Raw genomic sequence first — 333 nt, forward strand, 5'->3', positions numbered from 1 at the left:
TCCCGCCATGGCGAAGCTTCAGCCCCTCAGTCGGTTTTGCAGTGCCTGCCGATCGGCACGGAGCCCGTCGAGGTCCAGCTGGACTGGCTGCCCTGGTTGCGCCAATCGCCTAACCAGCTCGCGCGTGCCGTCCACCACAAAGACGCCGCAATCATGACCGTTTCGCTGTTGGGGGATGCGGGGTGACTCCAAGCGCGCGCCCAGCCTTGCTGCGAGTTGTCCTGCGGGCGCCTCGTTGTATCTCCCGTTCGAGTCGTAGTGATAGGCAACCGGCCGTTCCCGCTCGCGGCGATCAACGAACAGCAGCGACCAATGGCTGCCGCGGCGATTGGC

1 protein-coding gene is annotated in these 333 nt (G+C 65.5%); it reads right to left on the minus strand.

Going from position 1 to position 333, the window contains the following annotated elements:
• Positions 1-18 precede the first annotated feature (18 nt).
• The coding region (locus AC04SF_RS37550; protein ID WP_488481895.1) for a Ulp1 family isopeptidase at positions 19-333 on the minus strand (315 nt) is incomplete at its 5' end.

The sequence above is a fragment of the Mesorhizobium sp. CNPSo 4671 genome (assembly GCF_057784245.1).